The 22,336-nt window shown below is 56.8% G+C and carries 24 protein-coding genes, 1 tRNA gene, 1 pseudogene and 1 riboswitch; of the genes and pseudogenes, 13 read left to right on the top strand and 13 right to left on the bottom strand.

Annotated features, from left to right (window positions below; all coding sequences use genetic code 11):
- Nucleotides 1-965: 965 nt before the first annotated feature.
- The 5 genes from ACR0JW_RS21220 to ACR0JW_RS21240 all read right to left on the bottom strand — a co-directional run bounded on the left by ACR0JW_RS21220 (nucleotide 966) and on the right by ACR0JW_RS21240 (nucleotide 5,033).
- A complete protein-coding gene (locus tag ACR0JW_RS21220; protein ID WP_480714408.1) occupies nucleotides 966-2,000 on the bottom strand; it encodes a hypothetical protein in 1,035 nt (344 codons plus the stop codon).
- A 183-nt stretch (nucleotides 2,001-2,183) separates the two neighbouring features.
- The gene (locus tag ACR0JW_RS21225) at nucleotides 2,184-2,996 is read right to left on the bottom strand and encodes a hypothetical protein (RefSeq protein WP_170682754.1); all 813 of its coding nucleotides are present in this window, start codon (nucleotides 2,994-2,996) and stop codon (nucleotides 2,184-2,186) included.
- 579 nt (nucleotides 2,997-3,575) lie between these two features.
- Nucleotides 3,576-3,893, bottom strand: coding sequence for a helix-turn-helix domain-containing protein (locus tag ACR0JW_RS21230; protein ID WP_170682753.1), 318 nt, complete (start codon nucleotides 3,891-3,893; stop codon nucleotides 3,576-3,578).
- Between the two features lie 359 nt (nucleotides 3,894-4,252).
- Nucleotides 4,253-4,615, bottom strand: a complete 363-nt coding sequence (locus ACR0JW_RS21235; protein ID WP_480714409.1) for a DUF3768 domain-containing protein — start codon at nucleotides 4,613-4,615, stop codon at nucleotides 4,253-4,255.
- Between the two features lie 342 nt (nucleotides 4,616-4,957).
- Nucleotides 4,958-5,033, bottom strand: a tRNA-Lys gene (locus ACR0JW_RS21240).
- A gap of 209 nt (nucleotides 5,034-5,242) precedes the next feature.
- Between ACR0JW_RS21240 and dapF the strand changes: the two genes are divergently transcribed.
- Both dapF and mtaB read left to right on the top strand, forming a co-directional pair.
- Nucleotides 5,243-6,085 carry a diaminopimelate epimerase gene (gene dapF, locus ACR0JW_RS21245; protein ID WP_170682652.1) on the top strand — a complete coding sequence of 281 codons (843 nt, stop codon included), beginning with the start codon at nucleotides 5,243-5,245 and terminating at the stop codon, nucleotides 6,083-6,085.
- Nucleotides 6,082-7,338 carry a tRNA (N(6)-L-threonylcarbamoyladenosine(37)-C(2))-methylthiotransferase MtaB gene (mtaB, locus tag ACR0JW_RS21250; RefSeq protein WP_170682651.1) on the top strand — a complete coding sequence of 419 codons (1,257 nt, stop codon included), beginning with the start codon at nucleotides 6,082-6,084 and terminating at the stop codon, nucleotides 7,336-7,338. Before dapF ends, mtaB begins: the two co-directional genes overlap by 4 nt.
- Before the next feature lie 142 nt (nucleotides 7,339-7,480).
- Here the strand turns inward: mtaB and ACR0JW_RS21255 are convergent, their stop codons facing one another.
- The 3 genes from ACR0JW_RS21255 to petA are packed head-to-tail and all read right to left on the bottom strand — an operon-like array spanning nucleotide 7,481 to nucleotide 10,211.
- Nucleotides 7,481-8,266, bottom strand: coding sequence for a cytochrome c1 (locus ACR0JW_RS21255; protein ID WP_170682650.1), 786 nt, complete (start codon nucleotides 8,264-8,266; stop codon nucleotides 7,481-7,483).
- A gap of 17 nt (nucleotides 8,267-8,283) precedes the next feature.
- Nucleotides 8,284-9,615: a cytochrome b gene (gene petB, locus ACR0JW_RS21260; protein WP_170682649.1), complete on the bottom strand. Its 1,332-nt coding sequence runs from the start codon at nucleotides 9,613-9,615 to the stop codon at nucleotides 8,284-8,286.
- Between the two features lie 11 nt (nucleotides 9,616-9,626).
- The gene (gene petA, locus ACR0JW_RS21265) at nucleotides 9,627-10,211 is read right to left on the bottom strand and encodes a ubiquinol-cytochrome c reductase iron-sulfur subunit (protein WP_170612564.1); all 585 of its coding nucleotides are present in this window, start codon (nucleotides 10,209-10,211) and stop codon (nucleotides 9,627-9,629) included.
- 511 nt (nucleotides 10,212-10,722) lie between these two features.
- Here petA and ACR0JW_RS21270 point away from each other — a divergent pair.
- On the top strand, nucleotides 10,723-11,142 hold the full coding sequence (locus ACR0JW_RS21270; RefSeq protein ID WP_321250017.1) for a cytochrome C: 420 nt from the start codon (nucleotides 10,723-10,725) through the stop codon (nucleotides 11,140-11,142).
- A 13-nt stretch (nucleotides 11,143-11,155) separates the two neighbouring features.
- On the opposite strand, the gene ACR0JW_RS21275 is transcribed toward ACR0JW_RS21270, so the two are convergent.
- On the bottom strand, nucleotides 11,156-11,770 hold the full coding sequence (locus ACR0JW_RS21275; protein ID WP_170682648.1) for an FMN-binding negative transcriptional regulator: 615 nt from the start codon (nucleotides 11,768-11,770) through the stop codon (nucleotides 11,156-11,158).
- Nucleotides 11,771-11,823: 53 nt separating this feature from the next.
- Nucleotides 11,824-11,971, top strand: a riboswitch (FMN riboswitch).
- A gap of 128 nt (nucleotides 11,972-12,099) precedes the next feature.
- Here ACR0JW_RS21275 and ACR0JW_RS21280 point away from each other — a divergent pair.
- The 5 genes from ACR0JW_RS21280 (at nucleotide 12,100) to cobO (ending at nucleotide 16,050) form a co-directional block, all read left to right on the top strand.
- On the top strand, nucleotides 12,100-12,540 hold the full coding sequence (locus ACR0JW_RS21280; protein ID WP_170682647.1) for a 6,7-dimethyl-8-ribityllumazine synthase: 441 nt from the start codon (nucleotides 12,100-12,102) through the stop codon (nucleotides 12,538-12,540).
- 126 nt (nucleotides 12,541-12,666) lie between these two features.
- Complete coding sequence (gene aroC, locus ACR0JW_RS21285) at nucleotides 12,667-13,767, top strand: chorismate synthase (RefSeq protein ID WP_170619049.1); 1,101 nt, start codon at nucleotides 12,667-12,669, stop codon at nucleotides 13,765-13,767.
- Nucleotides 13,751-14,413 (top strand): HD domain-containing protein, encoded by a 663-nt coding sequence (locus ACR0JW_RS21290; RefSeq protein WP_170612555.1) that lies wholly within the window; start codon nucleotides 13,751-13,753, stop codon nucleotides 14,411-14,413. The genes aroC and ACR0JW_RS21290 overlap by 17 nt, the downstream gene beginning before the upstream one ends.
- A gap of 45 nt (nucleotides 14,414-14,458) precedes the next feature.
- A complete protein-coding gene (locus ACR0JW_RS21295; RefSeq protein WP_170682646.1) occupies nucleotides 14,459-15,394 on the top strand; it encodes a DMT family transporter in 936 nt (311 codons plus the stop codon).
- Between the two features lie 56 nt (nucleotides 15,395-15,450).
- Entirely contained in the window at nucleotides 15,451-16,050 is a 600-nt protein-coding gene (cobO, locus tag ACR0JW_RS21300; protein WP_170682645.1) for a cob(I)yrinic acid a,c-diamide adenosyltransferase, read from the top strand.
- A 395-nt stretch (nucleotides 16,051-16,445) separates the two neighbouring features.
- Here cobO and ACR0JW_RS21305 read toward each other — a convergent pair whose 3' ends face one another.
- From ACR0JW_RS21305 to ACR0JW_RS21320, 4 genes and pseudogenes are all read right to left on the bottom strand, one after another.
- Complete coding sequence (locus ACR0JW_RS21305) at nucleotides 16,446-16,811, bottom strand: SPW repeat domain-containing protein (RefSeq protein ID WP_170682644.1); 366 nt, start codon at nucleotides 16,809-16,811, stop codon at nucleotides 16,446-16,448.
- A gap of 108 nt (nucleotides 16,812-16,919) precedes the next feature.
- On the bottom strand, nucleotides 16,920-17,147 hold the full coding sequence (locus ACR0JW_RS21310) for a helix-turn-helix domain-containing protein (protein WP_480714417.1): 228 nt from the start codon (nucleotides 17,145-17,147) through the stop codon (nucleotides 16,920-16,922).
- A 186-nt stretch (nucleotides 17,148-17,333) separates the two neighbouring features.
- A pseudogene (locus tag ACR0JW_RS21315) lies at nucleotides 17,334-17,869 on the bottom strand (cupin domain-containing protein); the annotation flags it as partial.
- A gap of 125 nt (nucleotides 17,870-17,994) precedes the next feature.
- A complete protein-coding gene (locus ACR0JW_RS21320) occupies nucleotides 17,995-18,861 on the bottom strand; it encodes a branched-chain amino acid aminotransferase (protein WP_170682642.1) in 867 nt (288 codons plus the stop codon).
- A gap of 157 nt (nucleotides 18,862-19,018) precedes the next feature.
- On the opposite strand from ACR0JW_RS21320, the gene ACR0JW_RS21325 reads away from it, so the two are divergent.
- From ACR0JW_RS21325 to ACR0JW_RS21345, 5 genes are all read left to right on the top strand, one after another.
- Entirely contained in the window at nucleotides 19,019-19,531 is a 513-nt protein-coding gene (locus ACR0JW_RS21325; protein ID WP_170682641.1) for a MarR family winged helix-turn-helix transcriptional regulator, read from the top strand.
- On the top strand, nucleotides 19,528-20,229 hold the full coding sequence (locus ACR0JW_RS21330) for a response regulator (protein WP_170612542.1): 702 nt from the start codon (nucleotides 19,528-19,530) through the stop codon (nucleotides 20,227-20,229). Before ACR0JW_RS21325 ends, ACR0JW_RS21330 begins: the two co-directional genes overlap by 4 nt.
- A gap of 70 nt (nucleotides 20,230-20,299) precedes the next feature.
- A complete protein-coding gene (locus tag ACR0JW_RS21335) occupies nucleotides 20,300-21,226 on the top strand; it encodes a histone deacetylase family protein (RefSeq protein WP_170825290.1) in 927 nt (308 codons plus the stop codon).
- A complete protein-coding gene (locus ACR0JW_RS21340) occupies nucleotides 21,223-21,465 on the top strand; it encodes an exodeoxyribonuclease VII small subunit (RefSeq protein ID WP_170682639.1) in 243 nt (80 codons plus the stop codon). Before ACR0JW_RS21335 ends, ACR0JW_RS21340 begins: the two co-directional genes overlap by 4 nt.
- On the top strand, nucleotides 21,466-22,332 hold the full coding sequence (locus tag ACR0JW_RS21345) for a polyprenyl synthetase family protein (RefSeq protein ID WP_170682638.1): 867 nt from the start codon (nucleotides 21,466-21,468) through the stop codon (nucleotides 22,330-22,332).
- Nucleotides 22,333-22,336: the final 4 nt, after the last annotated feature.

Raw genomic sequence — 22,336 nt, forward strand, 5'->3', positions numbered from 1 at the left:
CGCCCACCAGCCCCGGAAACCATCATCCACATGGATCAGAGGCCAACAATGCACTAACAATCAAATTGGACCAGTCAGATGAGGCTGCTCAGTTAGATCGGTTCGAGCAGTAGCTGCCTTCTGCAGCGCCCCGTTTGATCAGCCTTCGTAACGACGCAGGCAAAGTTACGAGTTGTAACGTTCAAAAGCGCAGACAGTACCAAAGCGGGGCACCGACGCTCTGAATCGTGCCAATGTCACAAGTGATTACATGGCAAGGCTAAGTGAGCATGCTCCGCGCCTACAGCGCTGCTCAGCACATAGTAACCGCGAGCACTTGCTTGGCATTAGGCTAATTGGCGTCATGGCAGTTCGCCAAAATACGCGGCAGCACCGCGGTTCAGAGTAACAATTTTTGAAACTCTGAGCATATCTCCAGGACAGCTTCGTTTTGTCCCGCAGTGCGACAAGGTTTTGGGCTCAAACTATGCGATCCAATTGGTGTTCGATATCAAAGGAGTGTGTCATGAGCGCAAAAAAGAAACATACCGCTGGGTTTCCATCAAAAAAACTTGGCATGAAGTCAGGTAAGAACCGCGAAAATAATCCTCCTAAGTCTAGCGGTGGATCTCGGAGGCCAATGACTCCTTGCGATGCCAAGCGGATCAAAGATAGCAAGACGACTGACAGAGGATTTGTCCAACGTGCGGAGAAAGCAGTTATCCGTATTCGAGCGGTGAAACCAACGCACCGACCCTAGTTGCAAAACCTATACAGTGCCTTGCCGAGCTTGGCTCATTGGCCAAGCTCGGCAAGGCGATTGCGATGATCGTCTAAAGCACTGTTAAAAATGAGAGGCCAGTCCTGCCAAATGTCATGCAAGTCTTGCAGCAACAACGGTTGGTCAAGCTCACCACTTGCGTACTCCCAAACGCGCTCGATGTACCTCAGAAACCCAGCAATATGGCCTTGGATTCGTAGGCGCATTAGCTGGTTTTCCAAGACGTTTCCCTATTTTCGGCCAATGCGCTTCGCAATGATCCGTCTGGTTCCGAAACCATTGCTCCTTCAACTGCTCGGCAGATATCCTCGACCACTTTAAAGGTTAGAGGTTCTTGGCCGGACAAAATTCTATTTAGTTTTCGAATTTTGTATTCACTTCCGTTTGCACCTTCTCTGCTTTTCGCGATGAGGGAGTGAATCTTACGCGCTACACTTTCGGGCCCACGCTTACCAGTTCTTTGAGTGCCATGGTATTTGTTTTCGAATTCTGCCAGGCACAAGATCCAGGCCGGTCCGCTGGACCAACGTTGTCCACCTTTTTCAGTTGGCAGAGGCGCCAAGTTAGGCGTTGGCACTTCCGTTCTGCTTTGAAACAACGAAGCTGCAAGTAGTGCGAGTTGCCAAGTCAGGCCGGTCAGTGCAGCCATCCGCCCCATACGCTCTGCATCAAAACTGTTTGAAAGTTGTGCCCACCTTTGAAGAGAAGTTCCTTCTGGCAACCGGTATAGAAAGGTCTTAACGATTGCAGTGTTTGGAATATTGCCTTGCTCCAACGCTACGCACATCCTTTCCGGTTCTGTAAAAGCCTCCATGAATGATCCAAACATCGCATGAGACTTTTCTGAACCCGTTGCCTGAGCAGCGAAGCGACTGGCCCCTACACCCAACAGTAATGATGTTGGTCCGCCGCACCATTTCGCAAATTCGTCGAAGTTTAATTCATATTTTTTGAGGAACGAATCGACAAAAGCTTCAATCTCAGTGTAACCGAAATTCGCAACATCCGGCCGATCCATACAATCTGCCACGTGGTTGAGGAGTTGCAGTACAAAAATTCGCCACTTGTCACTATCAGGAGATTCAGCATCGGCTGGCGGCATCCGATCTTTCGCCTTGCGAAGACGATCTGCTTCTCGAGTTTGCTTCTTTGTCAGCTTGCGATGGCGAGCAATTAGAGGAAGGAAATTTGGTTGGAACGTCGGTCGCCCCGCACCAGAGTTGGCGCAGTATGAGTTCATTAAGGCACCTTTGTATGGGAAGCTAATCATCGCGAAGTCAGTTCAATAATACTTGTTGTTCGTTAGCATACGAATTGAAGTAAAGCAGAGTTCACTGGCGATGCAAGCCGTTGACCAAACTACATTTTCATACCGCTTCAAAGCTCGTAACTTTTGACAGGAATGCTCCCGCAACCAGTACCACTATCGTTTTCTAAACCTCTTGCGCTTCGGAGGTTTGGACCACTTAACCTTAAACGGCCGGTAGTTCTTAAACCTCCTATTATCTGCGAAGAAGCGCTTGAACACAGTGTTGATCCAGTGTCCAAGTTTGACTTCGGTGCCTTCTCTTTGTGACTGCCATTTCTTCAGGCCGGAGACAATTTTGTTTCTGAGCTTGGAGCCGTCACGCACGCCGAAGATCGTCTGCTCCATCGGCAACTTTGCACAATACTCAAACAGCCGAAAATCATGGTGTTTGTTCAGGCCCCTCCCAGTGAACAGACAAGGTTCACCCGTTCCAAATTTGCGGTAATCAACCTCTTTCCCAAGGTATGGAGGCTTAGTCATGTACCGTCCAAGTTTGCTAAGACTGCCTTCAAGAATGGTTGCCGTTTTGGAGAGTATCGGCAATTTGGAGATGTTGCTTTTGAAGCCTTTAGCATGATCCATGAGTGCCTTGGGATCACATTTTTCATATCCCCAGCAGAGAACGTGAGCGTGTAGAGAAAAGAATTTCCCTTTCTGATCTTTGGGATAGTTTATCATTGCCTGAACTTCGAGAATGCCAAGGGCGTGCATAGAAGTGTAGTTGCGGATTGCCGACTGAACCTTTTGCTTAAATTTAGATACGTGAAACGTGCCGCGCCTCTCGTTGACCATGTTGGCTTCATCAACGAAGGTTATCCAATACACCTTCAGGAGTGGATCTTTCTTGGCTCGGAGATAAAGTTGGTGGAGTTGATCAATCGTCAATTCTCCAAACTTTTTCCGAAGCTCAAAGTCACTAGCTGGCATGTGATCTGCGTACAGGCCGTTGCGGCCCAGTAGCGCATCAAAGTCCGAGATATTGGTATTTACAAACCGACGTTTTTTGTAAGAACGATGAACAGTTTCACTGTACTCGTCACAGATTTCACGGTGGATTTCTTTGCTGTGAGCCCTGTCATCGTCGAAGCGTGTAACTTTATTTTTTAGGCTGAGTTTAGGGTGGGAAGTACTAATATCCTGTAGTGAACTCCCTGATTTAAAGCGTGTATCCCCATATTTGGATTGTTTCTTATTGTTACTCGTGCACTTACAAGCATTGTCGCGTTTTTCTGCTTCTCGCGCTGCTTCTTTGCTGTCCGCGTGGGATCAGATTTAGAGTTTCTTTTTCGTTTCTCAGGTCGCATCTTTGGATGCCTCTTTGAATTGCAGCCACGCCTGAGCCATCGGTTACAAAGGCAACCGTTTTATTTCTGCGCTGAGGCTGGACTGTTTGATTTGGTGGCAACCGACCAGAGCAAAGGACTTAGTCAATGCTCTGGCCGGCCTCTCGCCGACGCTTCTACAACTTTGCTGTTTGCAAGCTTTACAAGCTAAACGGATCAGGCGTTAGAACCGTACCTTGGTTCCAGAGCTAGATTTCCAATCCCTTGATGTGGTGACACGCTGCTCAGCCCTGTTGACATCCTGCCCGGTAAACTGGCGGGTCGATTGCGAGATGTAGTTTTGAAGATCGGCGATGGGATAACGGATAGCTTGACCAAATTTCTTCCATTTGGGACCACTCCCGTTTGATCGGCACTTTCTTAGCCACTGCACTGACATGTTGAGATAGGATGCGGTTTGCTTTTCAGACAGAAACGCGGGTGCAAGTGCTCCTTTGGGTTTGATTTGGCAAACCTCTACCAACCCCTTTGCTTGGGTCATAACTTTCTCCAGCAATGATTGCAGGCTAGTGCGGTCTTTTCCTTGAGACCTTAAGCCTTCCAACCAACAGTGCTCGATTTCGTATCTGGAACAATCAGAGTTTTTGTCGGTCTATGTTTGACTACAGCTACATAGAAGATGTTATGAAAGTCTTACGTAGATTTCCGTTTCACACCCAACATATCAATAACAATTCATGACAAGCTTGATTGCAGTCGTCTCGACTGCATCGTCTTATGCGGCGAGTTTTGCCTAAACCTAGAGCGCTAGTGTTCTAAAGCCCGGGATGAAAGCATCTGTGCTCGTCCGGCAAACAAAAAAGCCAACTCTCTAGTGAGAGCTGGCTCGTATGGTCAATATTACGTGGACAGCAAAACTGCCATATGCCTTGTTGTCTGTTGAGGGTCAGTCGATTCTGGGGATTCATCATCAAGGTCTTTGTTGTAGTAGTTGATCTCCCAATCCACCGTTCGATTGTTCACCTTTATTGAACCCACATCATGTTCGCCGCCAGCTTCTACGCTTTTGTCGCCCGCATCCCCGGCGAGTTGTTTCATGATCGCGTCAACGGTGGCTCTTCCAAGAAGATGTATCCCCATGGAGATCATGACAACGCCACCTTCCCCAGTTTTTCGGAAGTGATCGTTCAAAACTTGGTTCTTCTGAGTGGGAGACATGTCGGCGGTCAATTTGACATGCGAAGGGATTTTGCTGTCCGTCATGGAAAGCTCCAGTGCTATTTGAGATTTTGATTGTTGTGATGACGTACAGGCAGGCACAGCTTCGCTTTTTGGGCGTAGCCGTTCTAGTTTTCTGTGCTCTTTTGGAAGTTGCACGCGACAGTCAATTGCCGCTCTGTACATAGTCAGTGTACCAAAAACTCTTTCAAATGTCAAAAAGCATCAAAATAACAATGACTTACGGACTCACCAAAAGAGATAATCCGCACGCTCAACAAAACGGTTTTCTACACGTTTCTACGCCAATCTACGCCGCGTGGTTGCTAGGTGGTTGCTGTAGGCTTGAGAAAATCTCGCCTATTCTTGCTAACCCTTTGAAAAAAGTGGTGAGCCGTGCAGGATTCGAACCTGCGACCCACTGATTAAAAGTCAGTTGCTCTACCAACTGAGCTAACGGCCCACTCTTTTTTGGATCTCGTCGATCCGTGGCGCTCTTTAAGGCAAGTTCCCGGTTGGGTTCAAGACCTTTTTTGCACCTCGTTCCGCTTGAAAAATCAGTGTTTCAGGCGACCCGATAGGCGGCCTAATTAGGCAGGTGGCGCAGGGGGGTCAACCCCTTTTTTTACGAATCTCCCTGTCAGACTGGATTCATGTCCTGCGCAGGGTTATATGCGCGCCATGCAGCTGAGACTCGATACCGGATTGCCCTTCATGAAGATGCACGGGCTGGGAAATGACTTCGTCATTCTCGACGCACGTGCGGCGTCGGTGGAGATGACGCCCGCCCTGGCGCGGGGAATCGGGCATCGTCAGATGGGTGTGGGTTTCGACCAGCTTGCCGTCATTCAGCAAGGTGAAGAAGACGCGCATCTGGTATTTTACAATGCAGATGGGTCGACGTCTGCGGCTTGCGGGAATGCCACCCGCTGCATTGCCCGGTTTCTGATGGAGGAGACCGGAAAATCCAACCTGAGCCTGACAACCGAACGCGGTACGCTTGTTGCGCGGGATGTGGGCGACGGGCTGACTGCAGTGAACATGGGGCCTCCGCAATTGGACTGGCATGAGATTCCGCTCGCAGAAGAGGTCGATACGCTGGAACTGCCGATCGAGGGCAGCCCGAGCGCCACCGGTATGGGCAACCCGCATTGCACCTTCTTTGTCGAGGACGCCGAGGCGATTCCCCTGACGGAATTCGGCGCGCGATACGAGCATCACCCCCTTTACCCCGAACGCACCAATGTACAGGTGGTGCAGGTCATCGGTCCGGATCACCTGCGTATGCGCGTGTGGGAGCGTGGCGTGGGCATTACCTTGGCTTCGGGCTCGTCCTCCTGCGCGACGGCGGTTTCGGCTGCGCGCCGGGGCCTTACGGGGCGCAAGGTTCAGATCGAACTGGACGGCGGAACAATCTGGATCGACTGGCGCGAGGATGGTGTCTGGATGACCGGGCCGACCTGCCATGTCTTCTCGGGTACGCTGACGCCTGAATTCCTGGGGTCACTGGGATGAACCCGCCCAAGTTCACCACACTGGGCTGCCGCCTGAACGCCTATGAAACCGAGGCGATGAAAGAACTGTCGCGGGAGGCGGGGCTGACAGATGCTGTTGTCGTGAACACATGTGCTGTCACGGCCGAGGCGGTGCGCAAGGCCCGGCAGGAAATCCGCAAGCTTCGGCGGGAAAACCCCAATGCGCGTCTGATTGTCACCGGTTGTGCGGCCCAGACCGAGCCCGAGACATTTGCCAGTATGGACGAGGTCGACGCGGTGATCGGGAATACCGAAAAAATGCAGCCCGCGACATGGAAAAGCATGGCTGCCGACTTCATCGGCGAGACCGAATCCGTGCAGGTCGACGACATCATGTCAGTGACCGAAACCGCGGGGCATCTGATCGACGGGTTCGGCACGCGCTCGCGCGCTTATGTGCAGGTCCAGAATGGCTGTGACCATCGGTGCACTTTCTGCATCATCCCTTATGGCCGTGGCAATTCGCGTAGCGTGCCGGCAGGCGTCGTGGTCGATCAGATCAAACGGCTGGTGGAGCGGGGGTATAACGAAGTTGTATTGACGGGTGTTGACCTGACTTCTTGGGGAGCAGACCTGCCCGCGCAGCCCAAGCTGGGCAATCTGGTGATGCGCATCCTGAAGCTGGTACCGGACCTGCCACGCCTGCGGATCAGTTCGATTGATTCCATCGAAGTGGATGAGAACCTGATGCAAGCCATAGCGACCGAGCCGCGCCTGATGCCACATCTGCACCTGTCGTTGCAGCATGGCGACGATCTGATTCTCAAACGCATGAAACGCCGCCACCTGCGCGATGATGCAATTCGCTTCACGGAAGAGGCTCGCAAACTGCGCCCCGATATGACCTTCGGCGCCGATATCATCGCGGGCTTCCCAACCGAAACCGAAGCGCATTTCGAGAACTCGATGACGCTGGTGACCGACTGCGGCCTGACCTGGCTGCACGTCTTCCCGTATTCCAAACGCGAGGGCACTCCGGCGGCCCGTATTCCGCAGCAGATCAACGGCAATGTCATCAAAGACCGCGCCGCCCGTTTGCGCGCGGCAGGAGCGGTTCAGGTCGCCAAACACCTGACTGCCCAGATCGGCGGAACCCATCACATCCTGATGGAGAACCCGAACATGGGCCGGACCGAGCAGTTCACCGAGGTGACGTTTTCATCACCGCAAACCGAAGGCAAGATCGTGACCGCCACCATTAGGGGCAAAACGGACACTCAACTGACAGCCTGATCCGCTTTTCATCTGGCCAGAAATATCCCGGGGTTGAATTGGCCGCAGGCCAAGAAGGGGCTGGCCCCTTCCCTCCGGTCACAACAAAAAAACCCCCGCTGCCAATGGCGCGGGGGTTTCTTCGTTCTTTGCGGGTCAGTGCTTAGTGTAGCTTCTTGCCTTTGTGGGGAGCCCAAAGGCGCTTGTTGACCAGATACAGCAGAACCGACAGGACCGACAGGAACAGAACGCCAACGAAACCGGCATTCTTGCGATCCATCATCTTGGGCTCGGCGGTCCACATCAGGAAGGCGGCGATGTCCTCGGACATGGCTTCGACAGTAGCAGGGTGGCCATCGGCGAACTCCACCTGATCTTCGGCCAGCGGCGGTGCCATCGAAATCCAGCCACCCGGGAAGGCGGTGTTTTCGTACAGAACCGCACCTGCCTCTTCCTTTTCCTTACCGGTATAGCCATCCAGCAGCGAGGCGATGTATTCCGCACCACCCATGCCTTTGACCAGCTGGTTGATGCCCAACCCGTAAGGGCCGTGGAAGCCGGCACGGGCCTTGGCCATCAGGCTCAGGTCCGGTGCGCCAACGCCGTCATTGGCCGGGAAGTGATCCGTCGGGATCGCCGGGCGGAAATCGTCAAGCTCGGGATCGAACACTTCAAAGTTGCCAGCCGCATAGGCGATGACTTCTTCTTCCGAATATCCCAGCGCCTCAAGATCGCGAAGGGGTACGTATCTCAGGCCATGGCAGGCCGCACAGACTTCAGTGTAGACCTGAAGACCACGCTGCAGCTGGTTTTGATCCCAGGTGCCAAAGGGGCCTTCGAACGAGAAGTCGAAGTCTTCGATGTGCTGCTCGCCGCCACCTGCCGCGAAGGACGCAGCAGGGGTAAGGGCGATGGCAAACGCGGCACCGATTGCAAGTTTCTTGAACATGTTTCCGGTCCCTCTTCTTACTCGGCCGGCGTGGCGTCGGCGTCAGCCTTGCCATAATGCGCGTTGAAGTCTTCTTCGATGGTTTCCGGCTGCGCCTCGGGTTTTTCGATAACACCCAGGATCGGCAGGATCACGAAGAAATAGGCGAACCAATAGGCGGACGCGATCAGCGAGAAGGTTGCGTAAGGCTCTTCCGCGGGCATCGCACCCAGCCACATCAGGGCGAAGAAGTCGATGATCAGCAGGTAGAACCACCATTTGAACATCGGGCGGTACTTGCCCGAACGCACGGTCGACGTGTCCAGCCAGGGTGCCAGAGCCATTGCCAGGATCGCACCGAACATCGCAATCACACCAAAGAACTTGGCGTCGACGATACCGCCTGTGATGAAGCTGGCGAACTGAACAACCCAGACCTCACCAGTGAAAGCACGCAGGATCGCGTAGAACGGCAGGAAGTACCATTCGGGAACGATGTGCGCAGGCGTAACCAGCGGGTTGGCTTCGATGTAGTTGTCCGGGTGGCCCAGGTAGTTCGGCATGAAACCGACAATCGCCCAGAAGATTACCAGGATCACGGCCAGCGCAAACAGGTCCTTGATCACGAAGTAGGGCCAGAACGGCAGCGTGTCTTTCTCTGCCTCGGCCTTCGAGCCACGACGCACCTCAACACCCGTGGGGTTGTTGTTTCCGGTGGTGTGGAAGGCCCAGATGTGCACGATGACCAGCGCCGCGATGATGAATGGCAGCAGGTAGTGCAGCGAGAAGAAGCGGTTCAGCGTGGCGTTGTCCACGGCGGGTCCGCCCAGCAGCCAGGTCTGGATCGCATCGCCAACGAACGGGATCGCGCCAAACAGGCCGGTGATCACGGTTGCACCCCAGAAGGACATCTGACCCCAGGGCAGAACGTAGCCCATGAAGGCAGTGCCCATCATCATCAGGTAGATCAGCATACCGATGATCCACGTGATCTCACGCGGGGCTTTGTACGAGCCATAGAACAGGCCGCGGAACATGTGAATGTAGACCGCAACAAAGAACAGCGACGCGCCGTTCATGTGCAGATAGCGGATAAAGTAGCCGCCATTCACGTTGCGCATGATGTGTTCGACGCTGGCAAAGGCCAGATCGACATGAGGAGTATAGTGCATCACCAGGATGATGCCGGTGACGATTTGCAGCGCCAGGCAGAACGCCAGAACGATGCCCCAGATCCACCACCAGTTCAGGTTCTTGGGGGTCGGGATCATGAGGGTGTCATACAGCAGGCCGACGATGGGAAGGCGGCTGTTCAGCCACTTTTCGCCGTTTGTCTTCGGCTCATAGTGATCGTGGGGAATTCCGGACATCTGGGTCTCCCTTAGCCGAGTCTGATGGTGGAGTTATCCGTCCACTCCGCAGGCGGAACGGGCAGGTTTTCAGGCGCGGGGCCTTTGCGGATACGACCGGCAAGGTCATAGTGCGAACCGTGGCAGGGGCAGAACCAGCCGCCAAAATCGCCGGCATCACCCAAAGGCACGCAACCCAGATGGGTGCAGACGCCCATCTGAACGATCCATGCGCCCGGTGCTTCGCCTTCAGGCGAAGGCATAACGCGGTTGGCGTCGGTTGCCGGCGCATCAGCGTTCAGGTTGAAGTTGCGGGCCAGCGGATCCGGCAGTGCGTCAACGCCTTCGGCGTCCTGCTCCTGCGCTTCCTGGATCTCGGCACCGGTGCGGTGACGGATGAACACGGGCTTGCCCAGCCACTTGACTGTCAGCTGCGTACCCGGCTCAACCCCGCTGACATCCACGCGGATCGAGGACAGCGCCTGAACGTCTGCCGATGGGTTCATTTGGTTGACCAGGGGCCAGACGGCCGCCCCCGTTGCAACGACACCTGCGCCGCCAGCGACGTAGTAGAGGAAATCTCTGCGGGTGCCTTCGTGGTCTTCTGCGTGGGACACGAGGTTTTCTCCGATTCCGACGCCCGGGTGGACCGGGCAAACATGCATCAGCACCGCATCAAATACGGCGTCTCATCGCGGCTATCTATCCGGGAGAAAACGGTTCGTCCAGCGGTCATAGGCGCGCACTACGCCGCATCTGGGCATTCATGTCACAACGAAGGGGCATTTTTTCAAGATAGCGGTGGGGTTAAGCGGGGAAATTTGCCGATCACCGCAGATCGGACGCAACGTGATTCGGGGTCACAAATCGAAACGGGGAACCTGTCCCGATGTTTGCACCGGACGTGCCAAACGGTTCCCGGTCTGCATACTCCTGACCAGATTTCGCCGCACAAATTTCCACTTTAAGGGTCTTCACCGTTTCGTATATTTTGAGTTGAAAATACATATTTTTCAATAACATAGTTGTGGCTGTTTTTGATTGCACTTTTAACGGGAATCCCGGAATGGCAGGGGAAACCTCACCCGCAACAGGACGTTCTCTATGTCAAAGCTCTTTGCAACCGTCGTGACCCTGGCGCTGGCCGCTGCATCTCAGGCCACGGCCGCCGGCGATCCGGAAAAAGGCGAAAAACTCTACAACCGCTGTTCTTCTTGCCACGCAATCATCAAAGATGGCGAGGTTTTGGTCAAAGGCGGCATAACCGGTCCGAATCTCTTTGGTGTCGTCGGTCGCGTTGCCGGAGCCGAAAATGACTATCGCTATGGCAGCGAGCGTCTGCCGATCGGCATGTTTACCGACGACATGATCCGGGCGGGCGAAGAAGGGCTGGTCTGGACCGAAGAGAACATTTCTGCCTACTCCCAAGATCCGATTGGCTTTATCAGGGAATATCTCAATGACGAAACCGCGCGTCCGAACATGAGCGTCAGGCTGAAAAAGGGCGCCGACGATATCGCGGCCTACCTGGCAACCTTCAGCGAATGACCGATCCGGCTGGTCACGTTCCCCGCATCAATGTGGCCAGCAATCCAGTCTCGCTGCCAAAACCATCCGCTTCAACGTAATCTGCCGCAGCCCGCCGCATCTTGTCGGCTTTGTTCTGATTCAGCTTCCAGGTGCCCTGAATGTCGTCCACCTGTATTCTGCACGGGACAATCATCCGCATCATGCGCTCCAACGCGTCCGAGTTCATCTTTTCGGCGGTCCATGGCGGCTTGGGCCGCAGGCGTTCTTCGTAGAAAGCGGATTGGCGATCCAGCAAATCCCGCAATTCAGAATGTGGCAGTACCCTGATCCGGCCTGTCAGGTGCACGGCGACATAGTTCCATGTTGGCACCTGGTCCTCGGCCCCATACCAATCGGGTGAGATGTACCCGTCCGGCCCGGACACGGCGATCCGGGCAACACGCGGCTGTTTCAGTGCGTGCACAATCGGGTTCGATCGCACCAGATGCAGGTCGGCAACGGCCCCATCTTCGCTGATTAAGAAAGGCACATGGCTGAGCAACGGCGCCTGCTCCGTGGAAAGGGCCAGAACCCCGAACGCCCGTTCTCGGGCTAAGGCGATATGGCGCGCGGTGTCTTCAGCGCGGAAGGCAGGGTTCGGGTGCATGTCTATCCTCCTGCGAAATCTCTTGCAGAACCGCCCGCACCTTGGCAAGGTCCGCGCGTTCTCAGGGCGGGGCGGAATTCCCCACCGGCGGTATGCGGGCCACGACCCGCAAGCCCGCGAGCGGCCCCGGCGACCGGGGTGTCAGCAGATCTGGTGAGAGGCCAGAGCCGACGGTTACAGTCCGGATGAAAGAGAACGTGCTGGCGCGCCGCCAAACGGCGCGGCGGCTCGTGATCGCCTTGGGTGACGTGTCATGCCGGGCTGGCAGCGAAAAGTGGGAACCGGTTCTCGCGACAGCCAGTTGGCAACCAAACCGAAAGGAGATCTTGATGACACACACCCGCTATGCATTCGTCAAAGCCAACTGGCATTCGGACATCGTTGACCGTGCGCTCGATGGTTTTCTGGAACTGATCCCTGCCTATCAGGTCGATGTTTTCGACGTGCCGGGCGCGTTCGAGATGCCTCTGCTGGCCCGCGATCTGGCCCAAACCGGGCGCTACGCCGCTGTTGCCTGCGCCGCCTTTGTCGTGGATGGCGGCATCTACCGGCATGATTTCGTGGCACAGGCCGTGGTCGACGGGCTGATGCGCGCCGGAATGGACACGGGCGTTCCGGTCCTGTCGGTCTCGCTCACGCCGCACCAGTATCAGGAAACCGACCACCACAACGCCATCTATCGTGCGCATTTCGTTCAAAAAGGGCGCGAAGCCGCACAGGCCGCTCTCAAGATCACCGAATCCCGTGCAGAGATTGCGCAAGTCGCCTGAACTTCATCTTTTCAAAAATACTCAAAACGCGCTGCCCATCGGGCAGCGCCCCCCGGACCAATCAGCAAATCCGCTTGAGGCCGGGCCCCGCGACCGCTAATCACATCGCGCAAAGGAGCACGCCTCATGTCGATGAACAGCTTTGGCCATCTTTTCCGCGTCACCACCTGGGGTGAAAGCCACGGACCCGCTTTGGGTGCGACCGTCGATGGCTGCCCGCCGGGCGTCGCGATCGACGAGGGAATGATCCAGCACTGGCTGGACAAGCGCAAACCGGGGCAGAACAAGTTCACCACCCAGCGGCGTGAACCGGATCAGGTGAAAATCCTCTCGGGTGTGTTCGAAGGCCAGACCACCGGGACCCCCGTGCAGCTGATGATCGAAAACACCGATCAGCGCTCGAAAGATTACGGCGACATCATGGACAAGTTCCGCCCGGGCCACGCCGATATCACCTACTGGCAGAAATACGGCATCCGCGATTATCGCGGTGGCGGGCGCAGTTCGGCCCGCGAAACGGCCTCTCGTGTTGCGGCCGGAGGTCTAGCGCGTGAGGCGATCAAACAGATTGCCCCCAATGTTCAGATCACCGGTTACATGACGCAGATCGGACCCCACAAGATTAATCGCGACAATTTCGACTGGTCCCAGATCGAACAAAATCCGTTTTGGACCCCGGATGCGCACGCGGCCGAGGGTTGGGCGGCTTTTCTGGACGATCTGCGCAAATCCGGAAACTCGGTTGGTGCCGTGGTCGAAGTGGTGGCGCGCGGCGTTCCTGCCGGTCTTGGTGCGCCGGTTTATGCCAAATTAGACACTGATCTGGCCGCCGCGATGATGTCGATCAATGCGGTCAAGGGCGTCGAGATCGGCGAGGGTATGGCCGCGGCGGAACTGACCGGAGAGGCCAATGCAGATGAGATCTTCATGGGCCAGAACGGCCCGCAATACAGTTCGAACCACGCGGGCGGTATTCTCGGCGGGATCTCGACCGGACAGGACATTGTGGTCCGTTTCGCGGTCAAGCCGACCTCGTCCATCCTGACCACTCGCAAAACGATCACCAAATCCGGGGAAGAGACCGAAATCATCACAAAAGGCCGCCATGACCCCTGCGTCGGCATTCGCGCTGTCCCGGTAGGCGAGGCGATGATGGCTTGCGTGATCCTAGACCACCTGCTGCTGCACCGCGGCCAGATCGGAGAGAACCGTGGACGGATCGGCTGATCTGCGGACACGCCTGCGCGGCATCGTTGCCCAGCGGATGGAGACCGACCCTGCCCATGATCTGGCCCACCTAGACCGGGTCTGGGTGAATGCGCAGGCCATCGCGGATCGCGAAACGGATATGGCCGTGCTTCTGGCCGCAAGCTATCTGCATGATCTGGTGAACCTGCCAAAAGATGACCCTTGCCGGCATCTGGCCTCGCGCCGGTCCGCGACGGAATCAGAGACTGTTCTGAGGGAATTGGGCTATCGCCCGGATCAGATCCGCGCCATTCAGCACGCAATTGAATCCCACAGCTTTTCGGCCAACATCACGCCTGAAACGGATGAGGCCCGTATTCTGCGGGATGCCGACCGGCTGGATGCGTTGGGCGCGATCGGCGTAGCCCGCAACTTTTCTGTTTCCGGCGCATTGGGGCGGTCGCTTTATGATCCGGCCGACCCGTTTGCAGAACACCGGCCTCTGGATGACCTGCACTTCTCGGTCGACCATTGGAAAGTCAAGCTTCTCAGCCTGCCGAATGACATGCTGACCGAGACCGGAAAACAGATCGCGCAGCAGCGGATCGGCCGGATGATCCGTTTTCTTGAAGAATTCGCGGAAGAGATCGGCAGTACCTTGCCGCCAAGCTGGACAGACCGCTGATTCCAGCCGTTGATCTTTGCGCCGCAAAGGCGCAGGGTCGCGCCGATGGCAAAACCCTTAACATCGCATCGACCCGTACTGGCCGTGGCGCTGAAACTCAGCGCCCTTTTTCTGTTCACCTCGATGTCGGCGCTGGTCAAGGCATTGTCCGAAGATTTTCCTCCGGGTGAGCTGGTTTTTTTTCGGTCGCTCTTTGCCATTCCGGTCATCATCATCTGGCTGGTATCGCGTGGGGAACTGGCGCAGGGCTTCGTGGTCAAAAAGCCGATGGGTCATTTCTGGCGCGGTGTTCTGGGCACGACCGCAATGGGTTTGACTTTCACCGGGCTCAGCCTGCTGCCGCTGCCCGAAGTGACTGCCATTGGCTACGCGACCCCGATCTTCACCCTCGTTCTCGCAGCGGTCATGTTGGGCGAACGTATCCGTTTGATCCGTATTGGTGCCGTCGTTCTGGGCCTTTTGGGTGTTCTGATCATGCTGTGGCCGCGGCTTGGCAGCACCGAACTGGAACTGGCAGCCACAATTGGTGCGCTTTGCGTGCTGGGCGCAACAATCGCGCGGGCCTTTGTGCAGATTCACATCCGGCAATTGGTTCAGGTCGACCATCCGGCTGCGATCGTTTTCTACTTTTCGGTTACGGCGACCGCCCTGTCCGGGCTGACGGTATTCTGGGGCTGGGCTGTGCCGACATGGGAGCAGCTGGCGATACTGATTGCGATGGGACTGACCGGGGGGGTCGCGCAAATCCTGGTGACGTCCTCGTACCGGTTTGGACAGGCCTCGATGCTGGCCCCATATGACTATACCACCATGTTGTTTGCCATCGGCATCGGCTATGTCTGGTTCGATGAGCTGCCAACGCTGGCCATTCTGCTTGGGGCAGTTCTGGTCATCGCCGGCAATGCGGTGGTGATCTGGCGCGAGCATCAGCTGGGGCTGGAGCGCGGCAAGGCCAGATCTGTCACGGACCCCAAAGCGTGACTTTACCTTTCGCCATCTTTCCCTAGTTTGGGCGCGACAAACAACGAGGTTTCCCGATGAGTGACGCACAGGACCACAAGGAAAAGATGCAAAAGGTGCAGGCTGAGCACCGTAAGAAGGTTTCCGAGGCGGTCGATCCCGAACGCGGCCTGGTTCTGATCAACACAGGCAAAGGCAAAGGCAAATCCTCGGCCGCATTTGGTGTCGTGATCAGGGCGCTGGGCTGGGGTCAGCAGGTTGCCGTCGTACAGTTCATCAAGGGCAAATGGAAAACCGGTGAACGGCGCTTTTTCGAAGAGCGCGATCTGGTGACGTGGCACACCATGGGCGAAGGTTTTACCTGGGATACACAGGACAAGGAACGCGATATCGCCGCCGCAAACGCCGCTTTCGACAAAGCGTGCAAGCTGATGAGCAGCGGAGACTATGATCTGGTCGTGCTGGACGAGATCAACATCGCATTGCGCTACGAGTACCTTTCGATCGAACAGGTGATCGACGGGCTGAAGAACCGGTCAGCGCGTACCAGCGTCTTTCTGACAGGTCGCGACGCGCCTCAAGCGCTGCGGGACTATGCCGATCTGGTCACCGAAATGAACGTGGAAAAACACCCGTTTCAGGCCGGTATCAAAGCCCAGCGCGGTGTCGATTTCTGATATCGGGTCGGTTTGGTCAATCATTCGCTGGGCCGCTTCGCGCGGCTCGGGCTTCAAACACACGGCGCACTGACTCGCGTAGACGGGCTGACTCTTCTTCGGAAACTCGGGTGTCTGTATCTTTACTGATTGTCCCGTTCTGATCGAGATAGGCGGCAAAATCTTCATTGCAGCCACACCCGCAGGAGGTCGCGGCCTCGTGTTTGGACATGAGTTCATCAAACGGGCGACACATCCCAAACCTCTCATAGTCGTTTTCGGGGCGGTGGCGTGCCGTCACCTTGTGCTGCGCTAAGCTCGCAAACCGCCCCGAAACCTGATGCCGAAACAGATGCATCCGGCCCCTCTTGATAATCTGACTTTTTTAGTCGGAATACTCAAGTCTGAATTTGCACTCAGGCGGTGACGCCTTGCTCGGGCGCGCTGAGTGAAATGACAACAACCACGGCCGCACCGTTCAGCCAGTAAAAGACCGCGTCCAGCCCGGTGAAACCAAAAAGGCTGGGTGCCAGCAGAAATGTGATCCCGACAATCAGGTCCACCGTGAGATGGAGCTTGTAGGGCAGGACCCGCCAGATCCCAAGGTGATGATCGGTCAGGACGGTCAGGACAAATGCGGCGACGCCCGTTGTGACGGACAGCCACAAGGCCATCGGGTTTGATTGACCCAATCCCAGAACAAAAGGCAGGATCATAAGGGCCAGGGCGACCGGGTAATCAAGATAGGCGTGCACGGTGCGCGTTACGAAACGAAGAAACATGATGTTTCCTTTCCTTGCTTGGAGTAGCCCCAAGATAAGGGCGCAAGTCTGGACGCATTAGCTCTTGCCGTTCGCAGTTCTTTGCAGATCGTTCAACAGATCGAGGTATTAGTTCATCGCCCGATAAGCCGCGGGAGACAATCCGATCTGTTTTTTGAAAACGCGGGAAAACGCAGCCTCCGAGGCATAACCCACTTCGGCGGCGGCATCAGCGACGTTCCAGCGGCTTTCTGTCAGGCCGTGGCAGGCAATCTGCATGCGCCAGTTGTTCAGATACTGCATGGGTGTCGTCCCCATCTTCTCGGCAAACAACTGTGCGAATGCCGTGCGCGACATTCCTGCCTCGCGGGCCAGTGTCTCCACACTCCACTCCTGTGCGGGGGCGCGGTGAAACGCGGTAAGCGCGCGCGAAACCCGCTGGTCGGCAAATCCCGCCAGGGCGGCGTTACTGGGGCTTAGGTGTTCGAGATAGGCACGGATTGCCTGTGCAAACAGGACCTCGGACAGTTTCAGCGCGATCAGGTCGCCCCCGATCCGGGCCCCGCTCACTTCCGAGCCGATCATGCGCAGGGTAGCCTCGATCCAGGCGCCCGCCTCTTCGCCGTAATTTTCGATCAGAATGTAGGGCGGCAAGCGATCGATCAGCATGTGTCCTGTTCCGCGTCGCCCCGGTGGCCCGGTGAAAGAGAAATGCCCGCAAATCAGCTGGGTGTCGCGATCCTTGTCCTCGCCCCCATAGACCAGAACACCGTCACCCTGATAGCCGGACTGCTGCAGCACCTGCTCCAGTGGCAGCGCATCGAATGGTCTGACCTCGTTGCACAACAAAGCATGGGCCGCCCCATGCGGGACAAGGATCAGATCTCCTTGTTTGAGACGCAATGTGTCTCCGGTTGAAGACACATGAACCTTCAATTCCCCGCGTTGGACGAAGTGAAACCGGGCCACGTTTTCAAAGGCCGGAACCTGAATGCCAAAGGGGGCGTAAAGGATGTACGGAAATAGAACGTCCCGCGCAGGGACAGGCGCGTGAGGATATCGCTGAGCAGGTCCAACATGACTGCAATCTACACATCCTTGCGCAATCGTCCATCCGGCTGAACGTTCAGCAAGGAAATCCGGACAACCTGCAAAGAAAAACCCCCGCCAAAAGCGAGGGTTTCAATGGTTCTCGGGCTCGGGATTAGGCGCGGACGAGGGCTTCGTAGTCTGCCGCGATTTCGCGGGTCAGATCGCCAACTTCGAACGTATAGTCGCCGATCTGCCCAACCGGGGTGACTTCGGCAGCGGTGCCGGTCAGCCAGCATTGCTCGAAATCGGCCATTTCTTCCGGTTTGATCCGTCGCTCATGCACGGTAATGCCTTTGTCCTTCAGCATCTGAATGACCGTTTGGCGGGTGATGCCGTTCAGGAAGCAGTCGGCCAACGGTGTGTGGACCTCGCCATCCTTGACGAAGAACACGTTGGCGCCGGTTGCCTCGGCCACAAACCCACGCCAATCCATGAACAGGGCGTCCGAGCAGCCTTTCGCTTCGGCCTTGTGTTTCGAGATCGTGCAGATCATGTAGAGGCCCGCCGCCTTGGCGTGAACCGGAATGGTTTCCGGGCTGGGCCGCTTCCATTCGGCGATGTCCAGCTTGGCACCCTGCATCTTGGCGTCACCATAATATGCGCCCCAGGGCCAGACCGCGACAGCCATCCGCACCGGGTTTCTGGCCGAAGCCACGCCCATATCATCACCCGAACCGCGCCAGACCAGTGCGCGTACATAGGCATCCAGAAGACCGCTGGCTTTCAGCGCCTCTTCCTTGGCGGTTTCGATCTGATCGACGTCATAAGGCATGGGCATGTCCAGCGCCTCGGCCGAGGCGATCAGACGCTCGGAATGCTCGCGGCTTTTGAAAATTTTGCCGTTATACGCCCGTTCGCCTTCGAATACGGACGAGGCATAATGCATTGCGTGGGTCAGAATATGCACATTGGCCTCGCGCCAGGGTACAAGTTTGCCATCCAACCAGATGACACCGTCACGATCGTCATATCCCGCCATGCGAACCTCCTGAGCCGGTAATTATTTCCGATTGTTGCGCAAATTCTGCCTGAAATGGACATGAAATTGCGCAAAAACTGGGAATCGATTCCTGTGTGCACTTGGAATGTCAATATCACTGACATAAAGTCAACCCGAGTAACGAATGAGGCGCAATATGTCCGACACCCGCCCGGCTCAGGTCTTTGGTGGAGAAAGCCTGCTGTTTCTGACTGACGAGCAGTTGCGGCAGGGGATCGAGGCGATGTTCTTTGCGTATCGCGGCTTTACCGCCGATCCGGATCGCATTCTGGCGCAGATGGCCTATGGCCGTGCGCATCACAGGGCCATCCATTTCATCAACCGCGCGCCGGGGACAACGGTCAATAATCTGCTGGCCATTCTGGGGGTGACAAAACAGTCTCTGAACAGGGTCTTACGCACTTTGATCGAAGACGGTTTGGTGGAAAGCCGGGTCGGAACAGTGGACAAACGGGAACGACACCTATTTCTGACAGAGAATGGCAGGGCACTGGAGGCGACGCTGTCTGAGGCGCAGCGCGTTCGGATGCGCGCGGCTTACAAGGAAGCCGGACCCGAGGCGGTCTCGGGCTTTCGCAAAGTGCTTGAAGCGATGATGGATGCTGATATGCGTCATGCATATACGAAATTGCGGGATACGACTTCATGAGCGAAATGGACGCCCATCTGCTGATCGTCGATGATGACGAGCGCATTCGTGATCTCCTCAAGAAATTCTTGATGCGTAACGGATTTCTGGTCACAGCGGCCCGGGATGCGGCGCACGCCCGGCGGGTGCTGTCCGGACTGGACTTTGACCTGATCGTTCTGGATGTGATGATGCCCGGCGAGGACGGCGTCAGCCTGACACGGTCCCTGCGCGAAACTCATGCGACACCGATCCTGCTGTTGACGGCAAAGGGTGAGACCGAGCATCGGATTTCCGGGCTGGAAGCGGGTGCGGACGACTACCTGTCCAAACCATTTGAGCCCAAGGAACTGCTGCTGCGGATCAATGCGATCCTGAGGCGGATGCCAGACACGCCTGCACAGGACAGCGCAGCCAAGATTTTGCAACTTGGACCCATTCGGTACGATATTGAGCGCGGAGAGATGTGGCAGGGCGAGAACCCGGTACGCCTGACGGCGACGGAAAGCCAGTTGATGAAGATTTTTTCGGCCCAGCCGGGTGAACCGATCAGCCGCGCCAAACTTGTCGAGGATTTGGGCCGGGACAAAGGTCAGGCACAGGAGCGGGCGGTGGATGTGCAGATCACCCGACTGCGCCGCAAGATCGAACAGGACCCGAAACAACCGCGCTATCTTCAGACAGTGCGCGGGGCCGGGTACATGCTGGCGCCGGACTGAGAGGTGCCGCTGCGCGGCGACTTCAAGCCTTCGGCGAGGATATTTTTAGCCAGATGAAGAAGGGATCCCCATGAAAACAGCCCTTTTGACCCACGCGGATTGCCTTGGGCATGTAACACCCGACGGGCACCCCGAACGTGTCGCACGGCTGGAGCATATTCTGCATGCGCTTGAACCCCTGGACCTGAATCGGGTGACCGCCCCCTTGGCGGCGGATGACGATCTTTTGCGCATACACCCGCAAAGCTACATCAGCGACCTGCGCAAAATGCGCCCCGTCGACGGGTTTGCCCAGATTGACGGGGACACGTTTCTGTCTCCGGGTTCGATCGACGCTGCCTATCGCGCCGCCGGTGCGGTTGTTCGGGCCGTGGACATGGTTTTGGCGGGAGACGCCGGCAATGCCTTCTGCGCCATCCGACCTCCCGGGCATCATGCCGAAACTGACACGGCCATGGGGTTCTGCCTGTTCGGCAACGCTGCGCTGGCGGCCAAACATGCGCTGGACCATCATGGTCTTGGCCGGGTGGCGGTGGTGGATTTTGATGTACATCACGGCAACGGTACGCAGGATTTGCTTTGGGACGAGCGGCGCGCGTTGCTGATCACCAGCCAACAGATGCCATTGTGGCCCGGATCGGGTCGTCCGGATGAGACCGGCGCCTTCGAGACAATCCTGAATATTCCGCTGGCGCCCGGTACGGGTGGCCCTGAAATGCGCAGGGCCTACGAAACGCAGGCCTTTCCGCGTTTGCGTGCATTCAAGCCGGAACTGATCATTATCTCGGCCGGGTTCGACGCGCATCAGAACGATCCCCTGGCCAATCTCAATTGGTCGACCGGCGACTTCGCCTGGATCACGGCCGAACTGTGCAGGATCGCCGATGAGGTTTGCGGCGGCCGCATCGTCTCGACTCTGGAAGGCGGATATGATCTGAACGCACTGGCCGAGGCGACACGCGCCCATGTGGAAGAACTGATGAAGGCAGCACGATGACCGATACCCCAGTTGAGCAGATGACTTTCGAACAGGCGATGAAAGAGCTTGAGGCCGTGGTCGGCCAGCTGGAGCGCGGCGACGTGGCGCTGGACCAATCCATCGCGCTGTATGAGCGTGGCGCGCAGCTGAAGAAGCGCTGCGAGGACGAGCTGAAGCGGGCCGAGGAAAAGGTGGCTGCGATCACTCTGGACGCCGACGGGCAGCCGACCGGGACGACCCCTGTCGAAGGTCTGTAGATGTTTCAGGACATTCTGGCGCAGGATGCCGCGCGGATTCAGCACCAGTTCGATCTGGTGCTGGGGGCGCTGGACGATCTGGATGTGACCCGGGCGATGGCCTATGCCACCGAGGGCGGAAAGTGCCTGCGCGGGTTCCTGGTTCTGGAAAGCGCGCGGTTACATGGAGTTGACGCCGCGCAGGCGATCTGGCCCGCAACGGGGATCGAGGCGTTGCACGCTTATTCACTCGTCCATGACGATCTGCCCTGTATGGACGACGATGATATGCGCCGAGGTCGCCCGACAGTGCACGTGAAATGGAACGAAGGCATCGCCCTTTTGACCGGCGATGCCTTGCAGACGCTGGCATTTGAGTTGTGCTCCCTACCCGAGGTCGGAACCGCCGAAGTGCGCGCGGAACTGGCCGTGACATTGGCCAAAGCGAGTGGGGCGCAGGGGATGGTGCTGGGTCAGGCAATGGATATTGCGGCGGAAACGGCGGAAACGCCGCTGACACTGGATGAAATCACGCGCCTGCAGGCGGGCAAAACCGGCGCACTGATCGAATGGTCCGCCTGTGCGGGTGCGCGCCTGGCGCAGATCGACCCAGAGCCGATGCGCCAATATGCCCGTGCCCTTGGACTTGCCTTCCAGATTGCTGATGACATCTTGGATGTAGAAGGTGACGCCGAAAAAGCCGGTAAGCGCCTGCAAAAGGATGCGGCGGCCGGAAAGGCGACCTTTGTCTCGCTGCTGGGTCTGGACGCGGCCAAGGCTCGTGCCGTGGACCTGGCAAATCAGGCCTGTGCCGCGCTGGATGGGTATGGTCCGCAGGCAGAAACCTTGAAGGACGCCGCCCGCTTCGTTATTGCCCGGGACAGCTAAGCCA

The sequence above is a fragment of the Ruegeria sp. BG6 genome, assembly GCF_056538465.1.